The following is a 10,268-nucleotide window of genomic DNA, read 5'->3' on the forward strand; positions in this document are numbered from 1 at the left end:
ATCAGTCCTTTCCGCTGGCATTGGCATTCAGCCCACGCAGCGACACCGGTAGCCCGTCGCCGGGGAACAGACCAGTTGCGATCTCCCAGTTGGGCGCGTAGCCAGCAGGCACGGTCCAGCGAAAGTCGAGCAACATCTGATGGATGATCGACTTGACTTGCATGCCACCGACATAGAGTCCTATGCACTTGTGGACGCCACCGCCGAATGGTGCCCATTGGAACCGGTGCAAGCGGTGGTCGCGTCGTTCTGGTGAAAATCGGCCGGGGTCAAACTGATCAGGGTGTTCCCACCAGTCGGGCATGCGGTGGGTCAGGTAAATCGACGAGAAGACCAGCGTGTTCGCCGGCACATAGTGGCCGAGGATGTCGGTGTCTTTGGCCGTTTGCCGGGCAAGACCGCCGACCGGCGGGTTGAGTCGCAGGGCCTCCCGGAACGCCTGATCGAGCAGCGGTAGCCGGTCGAAGTCGTCGTAGGTGAGCGCGCGCTTGCCCAGCGCCAGTGATTCCTCACGGAGGCGATCCTGCCAATCCTGGTGCTTGGCAAGGTAATACGCGAGTGTGGCCGTGGTGATGGTGCTGGTGTCATGGGCGGCCATCAGCGTGAAGATCATGTGGTTGACCACATCCTCGTCGGTGAATTGCTCGTTGTTCGCAGTCTGGGCACGACACAGCACGCTGAACAGGTCTTCACCGGCACCGCGCCGTTTCATCGGTATCTGCTCCCGGAAGTAGTCCTCGAGCAAAAGGCGGCCACGCAGCCCGCGGTGCCAGGATCCCCCAGGTAGATCGGCGCGGACGATCGAGGTCGTTGCCGCGACCATGTCGATGAAGGCGGCGGTAAGCCGGTCACTGTCGACGCCAAGGTCGGCACCTACGAAGACCTCGGTCGCCAGGTCGAGCAGTAGTTTCTTGGTTGCGTCGTACAGCCGGAAGTCGCGCTGCGGCCGCCAATCACTGATGCCGCGCTCGATGCCACCATTCATCCGGTCGAGGTAGGACTCCAGTCGGTGTCGGGTGAAGGCCTCCTGCAGGACACGCTTATGCCGGAGGTGCTCCTCGCCGTCGAGCAACATGACGCCGCGGCGGAAAAAGGGATTGAGGAAGTGTCCCCAGCCTGGGCCATTCGCAAACGCGCGATCGGCGTTGGTCAACACCTCGCTCACCGCATCGGGCCCCATGACCAACACCGTGCGGCGCCCGAACGTGCCGGACCAAGACACGGGACCGTGCTTTTGGTACTGGCTACGGAAGAACCCGGCGTAGTCGTCGAGTGCCTCCAACGAATGTCCGAGCACCGGCATGCCGAAGTCGCCCATGACGGGTTTGAGTCCAGAACCGGCCGGCGGCTGTGCCAGTGGCCGCACCCGTGACGGAAAACTCACGCTGAGCGTGGCAGCGGCACGGCGGGCACGATGAACCGCTGATTGGCCGGGGGGCGCAACACTGACCATCACAACACCGTCAACGATCGGGCGATGAGCTCCTTCATGATCTCGTTGGCGCCGCCGTGTATTCGCTGAATCCGGGCGTCGGCGTACATGCGTGCGATCGGGTACTCGAGCATGTACCCGTACCCACCCCACAACTGCAGGCAGCGATCGATCACCTGACATTGCGTGTCGGTGACCCACCACTTCGCCATCGATGCGGTTGCGGCGTCGAGTTCACCACGCAGATGACGGGCAATGCAGTCATCGATGAATCCGCGGGCGATCCGCGCGAGGGTCGCGCATTCGGCGAGTTCGAAGCGGGTGTTCTGTAGCTCGAACAGCGGCTTGCCGAATGCGGTGCGCTCGTTGGTGTATTTCACCGTCTGCTGCACGGCCGACTCGATTGCGCCAAGCCCGGCATGAGCGATGATCAGACGCTCATGTGAGAGTTGTGCCATCAGGTACTTGAAGCCCTTGCCCTCCTCGCCGAGGAGGTTTGCCACCGGAACACGAACGTCGTCGAAGAAGAGCTCGGCTGTGTCTTGGGACTTCAGTCCCAGCTTGTCCAGGACAGACCCGACACGGTAACCGGCGGTGTCCCGCGTCTCGACTACCAACAGTGAGATGCCGCGGGCGCCCGCGGCAGGATCGGTCTTCACCGCGACTATGACGAGGTCGGCCATTCCGCCGTTCGAGATGAAGGTCTTTGCACCGTTGACGACGTAGTAGTCGCCGTCCCTGACTGCGGTGGAGCGGACTGCCTGCAGGTCCGACCCGCCGCCAGGTTCGGTCATCGCGATAGCGCCAATCGTCTCACCGGTCGCCATCGTTGGCAGCCAACGGGATTTCTGCTCCTCGTTGCCGTACGACAACAAGTAGTGCGCCACCAGACCGCTGTGAACAAAATTGCCGAAACCGGCTTCTCCCAGCGCGGCCTGAGCTTCGAAGATCGCGAAGTCGTGTGCGATACCGCCGCCACCGCCGCCGTACTCGGCCGGGATACCGGCACACAGCAAGCCGACTTTGCCTGCCTTGTACCAGAATTCGCGATCAACGTGTTTCTGTTGTTCCCAACGTTGCCGATGCGGGACCGCTTCGGTCAGCAGGAACTTGTGGGCCATCTCCTTGACTGCGAGTAGTTCGTCGTCCAGCCACGGCGATCGGTACGTCATTTCTGTCCCTTTTTTGAGGCGCCAAGCAGGAAGCCGGCGTAGGTTTGGTCTGATTCGAGGTCGCAGGCGCTGCGGTAGCGGCGCATCCCGCCGATGAAGATGGCGAACGCGTTTGGTTTGCCTGGTACGTTGGCTCCCTTGTAATACGAGCCTTCGACGGTGCGATAGGCGTAGACCGAGTCCGCAGCGTGGCTGACGATGTCAGTCCACATGTCCTGTGATTCCCGCCGAGGCTCGATTGTTTCGATACCGTTGTCGCGCAACCACGTCAGACAGTCGGTGATCCAGTCGACGTTCTGCTCTCCCAGGCCGATCATCATCGCCAGAACTGCCGGACTGCCGGGCCCGGCGATGCTGAACAGGTTCGGAAACCCGGCGAAACCCAGTCCGAGATAGGTCCGTGGTCCAGCCGACCACTCGTCACGCAAGCTGATCCCGCCGCGTCCGCGTATATCGATTCGTTGAAGCGCACCGGTAATCGCGTCGTACCCATTCGCGTAACAGATGACATCAAATTCATGTTCGGTCCCGTCGGCCAAGCGGACGCCGGCTTCAGTGATCTCAGCGATCGGATTGTCCTTGATCGAAATCAACGACACGTTGTTTCGGTTGTAGGTTTCGTAGTAGCCGTGGTCAAGACACGGGCGTTTACCGCCGAACGGATGGTCAGTCGGGCAAAGAAGTTCGGCAACAGCGGGATCGTTGACCTTCTCGCGGATCTTGCTGCGGATGAAGGCAGCGATCAGTTCATTCGTGTCGGGGTTGGTCAGGACGTCACGGAAGACCACTGAGTATGTCAGAACGCCGCCTTCATCCCACCGTTTCTCCAGTTCCGCGGACCGCTCCCCCGGTGACATCTCGGCGGCCGCCCTCCGGTTGACGTCGAGGACGACCAACCCGTTCGACGCATTCTGAAGCTCACGCTGACGCGGATAATTCGCCTTGAGTGAGCGGATTTCGGCATCGCCAAGTACGCGATTGCGTCCCGGTGCGCTGAAGTTCGCGGTGCGCTGGAACACCGTGAGTTCGGCTGCCTGCTCCGCCAACACGGGAATCATCTGCACGCCACTGGATCCGGTGCCGATGACGGCAACTCGCTTGCCAGTGAAGTCGATGTCGCGATGCGGCCAGGTCTGCGCGCAGTACGAATCACCTTGGAAGCGCTCGACACCGGCGAACGGTGGCGCCAAGGGCGCGGACAAAGACCCGGTGGCGAAGAGCACGTATTTCGCGCTGAACTGGTCACCGGCATCAGTGTCCAATTTCCAAACGGCCGCATCTTCATCGAAAGTTGCGGCGATGACCCGCGTTCCGAGTGTGATATCGCGGCGCAGATCGAAGCGGTCAGCGACATGTTCGATGTAGGACAGGATCTCCGGCTGGGCGGCGTAGCGCTCGCTCCACTCCCAGTCCTGATCGAGTTCTGGGCTGAACGAATAGGAGTATTGGTAGCTTTCGACATCGCAACGCGCGCCGGGATACGCGTTCCAGTACCACGTGCCACCGATCGCAGGAGCTGCTTCCAGAACGCGGACTGAAAAGCCCGCTCCTCTGAGCCGGTATAGAGCGTAGAGACCGGCGAAACCCGCGCCGACCACAATCACGTCATTGCTGACTTCCACAGGATCGGTCATTGGTACAACTCCTCAATGAGTTTGGCGTAACGCGCATTGATCGGCTTGCGCCGCAGCTTCATCGTCGGGGTGAGCACGTCGGATCCTGGTTCCCAGAAGTCTGGGACGATCGCGAACCTCTTGATCTGCTCGACTCTGGATAGTTTTTTATTGGCTTGAGCGACGGCATTTTCAATAGCGGAACGAATGTCCGCGTCTTTCGCCAAGGTAGCCGCGTCGGCGGCGATCCCGGCCTTCTGCGCATGGACTGCCGCCGTGTCGGGGTCGAGGCTGATCAACGCGACATTGTATTTGCGGTTGTCGCCGATGGCGACGGCCTGGCCGATCAGTGGGGAGTAAGCCTTGATCCAGTTTTCGATGTTGCTGGGCGACATATTTTTTCCGCCCGCGTTGATGATCAATTCCTTCTTGCGGTCCACGATGATCAGGAAGCCACGCTCGTCGATTCGGCCGATGTCACCGGTGTGCACCCACCCCTCGGAGTCGATGGTTTCGGCCGTGGCTTCCGGCTTGTTGAGATAGCCCTTCATCACAATCGGGCCACGTATCAGGACTTCCCCGTCCGCGGCGATACGTAGCTCGCAGCCAGGAAGGATTGCGCCAACCGTGCCGACTCGGACCTGGCCCGGCGGGCTGATCGTGGCCATGCCGGACAGCTCCGACATGCCCCAGGAGTCCGACACCGGAACTCCCACGCCGTTGAAGAAGCGCAAGACGTCGGCAGAGATAGGCGCTGCTCCCGACACGGCAAGCTGCACCGCGTCCAAGCCGATCGTGGCACGCAACTTCGAAAGAACCAAGGCGTCGGCCACCGACTCCTGGATCCGCAACAGCGGTGAGACCACGCGGTCGTCCAACCGCGCATCCGAGGCTCTCCGCCCGACCGACAAAGCCCATTTTGCCAGCGCGCCTTTGACTCCGCCGACCTCGCCGACCTTAGTGTCGATACCCGCTTTGAGCTTCTGCCAGACCTGGGGTACCGCTCCGAAAAGGGTTGGGCGCACGTCGATTAGCGCTGTGGCGAACTGCGTGCGGTCCGCGACGGTCGTCAGTTGGTTTCCGACTGCTTCGAGCACATACAGTCCCGACCAGCGATCCGCGACGTGAGCAGACGGTAGGAACGAGATAGCCCGAGTGTGCGGCCCAGCGTTGAGCAGCGCCTCGGTTGCATCGACCATGGCCAGCATGTTCGCGTGGGTCAGCTGTACACCCTTTGGATTGCCGGTGGTGCCGGAGGTGTAGATGAGGGTGAGGACGTCATCGGGCTGCACTGCGCGCCAGGATGTTTCGAAGTCAAAGCTCGCCAATCCGCGCGCCTTGACCTCGTCCAACGAGATGGTGCCGGCCGGAGTGGCGTCGATGCAGATCACCCGATCCACCGCTGTATCCGCGCAGCCGGCCATGAGCGTCGGCATGAATTGGGCTTCACCCACTACAAGCCGCGAACCCGAATCCTTCAACAGGTATTCGATCTGTTCGGCCGAAGAGGTGTTGTACACAGAAAAGGGCACCGCGCCGAGGTGCTGCAACGCGACATCGATTGGGTAGAACTCGGGCCGGTTGGTCATCATCAGCGCAACCCGGTCGCCACGGCTCACTCCGAGTGAGGCGAATCCACTGGCCAGAGCGCGCACCTGTTGTCCCCATTGACCGAAGGTGATCGTCTCAGCACCACCGACGGTGCGTAACGCGATTTTGTCGGGGTTGCGCGCGATGGTCGCTTGGAACGCATCGCACAGCGTTGAGGCCGCAGAAGCGTAGGTGGGCATTAGTTGAAACTCCTCTTGTCGCCGTCGGTGGCGATTCGTTTGTCGTAGGCGGCGCGTTTGTTGTGGTCGATGTCGAGGAAGGTGCGGTCTGCGCCGAGTAACCCGGTGAGCCAGTCCGACAACGATTTCGGTAGCAGTGCAGTGGTTTTCGCCATCGCCTGCAGGTAGCGAGGCACTGTGGCTAGCGCCCGGCGATGTTTGATCGCAGCCGCGACTGCGTCGGCGACCTCCGATGGCTCCACTGTGGGCAGACCACGCAGACCCTTGGTACCCGCGATCAGCTCGGTGTTGGTGAAAGTCGGTGCGACGGTGCTGACCCCGATGCCCTCGGCCGCGAACTCCTGCCGAACAGCCTCGCTCATTCCGACAACCGCGTGCTTGGTGGCTGAATACACGACTCCGCCTGCGACACCTGCGATACCTGCTGTCGACGCGATGTTGACGATGTATCCGTTGCCGTACTTACGCATTCGTGGCAGCACTGCGCTCATGCCGTTGAGTGGGCCGTGGACATTGATGTCGACGATGCGGCGGCGTAGCGCTTCGTCCTGCTCCAAGAATGGGCCGATGGGCATGATGCCTGCGTTGTTTACCAGGACGTCGACCGGACCCAGCTCGGCTTCGATTCGGTCGAAGAACAGCTCGAACGACGCCGGGTCTACCACGTCGAGTCGAACCCCGATCGCATCAGGAATCGATTCGGCGGCAGCGAGCGCCGCAGCTTCGTCAATGTCGCCGAGCGCAACGCGCATGCCGTCCGCGGCCAGACGCTCCCCAATGGCCCGGCCGATCCCTCGCCCACCGCCGGTGATTGCAACTACAGTCATGTCGGTTCTCCAGTGTCAGCGGCCTGGGAGCCACTCGGTGAGTTTGATCATCGGAACGAGGGCTTCCTGCCAGAGCTGGCGAGGCACGCCTGGCGGTGGATCAAGCCCGATGCCCCGCATTGTGGCGATGGTCTGGGGTTCTGTGTATTTCAGCAATCCATCGGGACCGTTGCGTCGGCCGATGCCCGAGGAACCCATACCTCCCATCGGTGCGGCCAAGCTGGCCATCGATGGGCCGTAGCCTTCGTCCACGTTGACGGATCCGCTGCGGAGCTTGCGGGCGATGGCCTCACCGTCGGACTTGCTGCCGGCCCACACACTCGCATTCAAGCCGTATTCGGTGTCGTTGGCCTTGGCGATCGCCTCGTCCACGTCGGCGACCGAATACACCGACACCACGGGTCCGAAGGTTTCCGAACGCGCGCAATCCATTTCGTCGCTGACATCTGTGAGGATCGTCGGCTCGTAAAAGTGTGGACCGATGTCTGGTCGCGCGCGGCCGCCCGCTACCACCGTCGCGCCCTTGGCCCGCGCGTCCTCGACGTGCGAACTGACCACTTTTACTTGGTCGGCAGAGATCAGCGAGCCCACGTCGTTTGTGAAATCGTAGGCAGTGCCGAGTGAGATAGCCCGGGCGCCCGCCGCGAACTTTGCCACGAACTCGGCGTACACCGGCTCCTCCACGTAGATGCGCTCGATGGAGATACACAGTTGGCCCGCGTTGTCGAAGCACGCGCGCAGGGCAGCCTTCGCGGCGTTGTGGATGTTTGCACCCTTGGTGACGATCATCGGATTCTTGCCGCCGAGTTCGGCGGAGATCCCGATCAACCGCCGGGCGCATTGCTCGGCCAGCAGCTGTCCAGTTGCCGAGGAACCCGTGAACATCAGATAATCGCACGTTTCCACGATGGCTTGGCCGACAACCGATCCCGGGCCAGGAACCACCTGAACCAGATCTCGCGGGACACCGGCCTCGTAGAGCAGCTCAACATTCACCAGGACGCTGAACGGTGTTTTGCTGTCAGGCTTGATCACCACGGCGTTGCCGGCCAACAGCGCCGGAACCGCATCGGAGATGGACAGTGACATCGGGTAGTTCCACGGCGCGATGATGCCCACCACGCCCTTGGGTTGATACCTCACAATGGTTTTGGTGAAAGCGGGCAGCGCCCCAGGTACACGTTTGGAAGCCAACAAACCTGGGCCCACCTTCGCGTAGTAGCGCGAAGCCAGCACCAGGTTCAGCATTTCCTCGAGCGCCGTGCGACGGGCCTTACCGCCTTCGGCTTGGGCGACGTCCATGATTGTGTCGCGCTCCCTGAGCACCAGATCATGGAAGCGCCCTATCACACGAGCCCGTTCGCCAACCGGCATTGCCGCCCAATCCTGCTGAGCGACACGGGCTCTGACGACTGCCGCGTGCACATCCTCGGCTGTGCCGACCGGCACTGTCCCCAGCTCAGCGCCGGTGAACACCTCCACAATGGGTTGCGCCGGCCGATCTGCCGGGTCCTCGATCGCGACCAACGCGCGGAGGCGGTCGAATGTCGTCTTCGACGGGGCTGACATACTGCCTTCTTCCTGAAAGTTGCGGTGATTTAACGGGTCAGCCGGGCATAGATGCCCGAGAGCGCGTCCACGAAGACGTGCGCTACGAGCTCTGCGTACTCATGCCGCGACAGCGCGATCTCGCCGCGCAACCACGCGAGGGCAACGTCGGCCTGCCCGATAACGACGACCTGCGCCACGGCGTAAACGTGGCCCCTGGTTCGTGGATCAGCATCACCGAGCACTGAAAAGACCTGTTGGGCCGAGAATTCGGCGTTGCGGCGCACCGCGTCGGCCCGCCTGCCCGCCAGCTGGGGCATGCTGGCCGCCTCGACGTACAACCGAACCCGGCGAGGGTCCTCGACGAAGACGGAGAGAAATGCATCCATGGCTGCGCGGGCACGGTCGTAGAGGTTCAGAGGCTCCGCGTCCACTGCTGGCACCATCCGCTCGACAACTCGGTCGATCAGGTCGTCGAAGAGCGCTATGAGCAGTTCATCGCGATTTGCGAAGTGCTCATAGAAGTAACGCCGCGCCAGGCCCGCACGCTCGCACACGGATTTCATGCGCAGACCGGCGACTCCAGACTGGGCTGTTTCATCGAGTCCCGCCTCAAGAAGGTCGGCGCGACGTTCAGCGAGACGGTCGGCCGCACTCACGCCCCTGAAGGGGCGGACGACTTGTGCCATACGCCGATCTTGACACACTTCTGTCGCAAGATCCATAGTAGTTGCGACCGTACTGTCGCAAGTTTGCCACTGCATGCGAGAGCGGCCGTAAATGCAACAACCCTCGGCGCCGGCAACCGCACATCACAGTCGACGGCGTACCACACCATGCGGGCTCTGCGGCCTGCAACCGCTGCTTCAACCAACTACTCGACGACCGAAAGATAAGTGATGGCAGAGGAATCCGATGTTCTCGTGGTACACGAGAACTCTGTCGCATGGATCAAGATCAATCGCGCCGAACGTCTCAATGCGCTCACCACTCGTACCCTTGACACGGCAACGGGTGCAGTAGTTCGGGCTGCCGCAGACCCCGCCGTCCGTGCTATCGCGATCACCGGTGTCGGCCGAGCTTTCAGCGCCGGCGCCGATATCGTCGGGAGTAACAGTCAAAGCGGCGGCCCGGACAGCACGACGATCGATGCCGCCAACCGACTCATCCGTGCATTGCGCGGTGCGCCGAAACCCGTTCTTGCTGCAGTGAACGGCCCGGCTGTAGGCGTCGGCTGCTCGATTGCGCTGGCGGCCGACCTGGTCATCGCCCGAGAATCTTCGTACTTCCTACTGGCGTTCGCCAACATCGGGCTGATGCCAGACGGCGGTGCGACCGCGCTCATTCCGAGCCTCATCGGGCTGTCTCGCGCAAACCGCATGGCAATGCTCGCAGAACGGATTGCCGCTACGACCGCCGCCGAGTGGGGACTGATATCTCACAGCGTCCCTGACCACGAATTCGACACCGCAGCAGCGCAATTGGCAAGGAAGCTCGCAGAGGGACCGACCCAGGCATACACCAAGATCAAGGCGGCCTTCAACGCAACTGCCCTCGCAGGGCTGGATCTAGCGCTGCAGATCGAACGAAACGGACAGCTCGCACTGTTCACAACCGATGACTTCACCGAAGGCGTGGCGGCGTTCCAGCAGAAACGCCGGCCCGTCTTCACCGGAACCTGAACCGATCAGAGAAAGGAAATCGATATGACCACTGAGGCCTACATCTTTGAGGCAATCCGCACACCGAGAGGCCGCAACAGAAACGGCTCACTTCATTCGGTGAAGCCGATCGATCTGACCACGGGTTTGGTCAACGAACTGCGCAGGCGGTTTCCGGACCTCGACGAGAATCGGATCTCCGACATCATTCTGGGTTGTGTGACC

At 61.8% G+C, this 10,268-nt stretch carries 7 protein-coding genes and 2 pseudogenes; 2 read left to right on the forward strand and 7 right to left on the reverse strand.

The window, feature by feature from the left end:
- Position 1: 1 nt before the first annotated feature.
- The 7 genes and pseudogenes from VXD91_RS27685 to VXD91_RS27715 form a co-directional block, all read right to left on the reverse strand.
- Positions 2 to 1,453 carry a cytochrome P450 gene (locus tag VXD91_RS27685; RefSeq protein WP_346416861.1) on the reverse strand — a complete coding sequence of 484 codons (1,452 nt, stop codon included), beginning with the start codon at positions 1,451 to 1,453 and terminating at the stop codon, positions 2 to 4.
- On the reverse strand, positions 1,453 to 2,604 hold the full coding sequence (locus VXD91_RS27690; protein WP_346416862.1) for an acyl-CoA dehydrogenase family protein: 1,152 nt from the start codon (positions 2,602 to 2,604) through the stop codon (positions 1,453 to 1,455). The genes VXD91_RS27685 and VXD91_RS27690 overlap by 1 nt, the downstream gene beginning before the upstream one ends.
- Positions 2,601 to 4,238, reverse strand: coding sequence for an NAD(P)/FAD-dependent oxidoreductase (locus VXD91_RS27695; RefSeq protein WP_346416863.1), 1,638 nt, complete (start codon positions 4,236 to 4,238; stop codon positions 2,601 to 2,603). The genes VXD91_RS27690 and VXD91_RS27695 overlap by 4 nt, the downstream gene beginning before the upstream one ends.
- Positions 4,235 to 6,007 (reverse strand): long-chain fatty acid--CoA ligase, encoded by a 1,773-nt coding sequence (locus tag VXD91_RS27700; RefSeq protein WP_346416864.1) that lies wholly within the window; start codon positions 6,005 to 6,007, stop codon positions 4,235 to 4,237. Before VXD91_RS27700 ends, VXD91_RS27695 begins: the two co-directional genes overlap by 4 nt.
- The gene (locus tag VXD91_RS27705) at positions 6,007 to 6,834 is read right to left on the reverse strand and encodes an SDR family oxidoreductase (RefSeq protein WP_346416865.1); all 828 of its coding nucleotides are present in this window, start codon (positions 6,832 to 6,834) and stop codon (positions 6,007 to 6,009) included. The genes VXD91_RS27700 and VXD91_RS27705 overlap by 1 nt, the downstream gene beginning before the upstream one ends.
- Before the next feature lie 15 nt (positions 6,835 to 6,849).
- Positions 6,850 to 8,406, reverse strand: a pseudogene (locus VXD91_RS27710) (succinic semialdehyde dehydrogenase); the annotation flags it as partial.
- Between the two features lie 26 nt (positions 8,407 to 8,432).
- On the reverse strand, positions 8,433 to 9,071 hold the full coding sequence (locus VXD91_RS27715; protein WP_346416866.1) for a TetR/AcrR family transcriptional regulator: 639 nt from the start codon (positions 9,069 to 9,071) through the stop codon (positions 8,433 to 8,435).
- A 210-nt stretch (positions 9,072 to 9,281) separates the two neighbouring features.
- Between VXD91_RS27715 and VXD91_RS27720 the strand changes: the two genes are divergently transcribed.
- Positions 9,282 to 10,064 (forward strand): enoyl-CoA hydratase, encoded by a 783-nt coding sequence (locus tag VXD91_RS27720; protein WP_346416867.1) that lies wholly within the window; start codon positions 9,282 to 9,284, stop codon positions 10,062 to 10,064.
- A 24-nt stretch (positions 10,065 to 10,088) separates the two neighbouring features.
- A pseudogene (locus tag VXD91_RS27725) lies at positions 10,089 to 10,268 on the forward strand (acetyl-CoA C-acyltransferase); the annotation flags it as partial.

Source organism: Mycobacterium sp. SM3041, from assembly GCF_039668335.1.
Taxonomy (GTDB): domain Bacteria; phylum Actinomycetota; class Actinomycetes; order Mycobacteriales; family Mycobacteriaceae; genus Mycobacterium.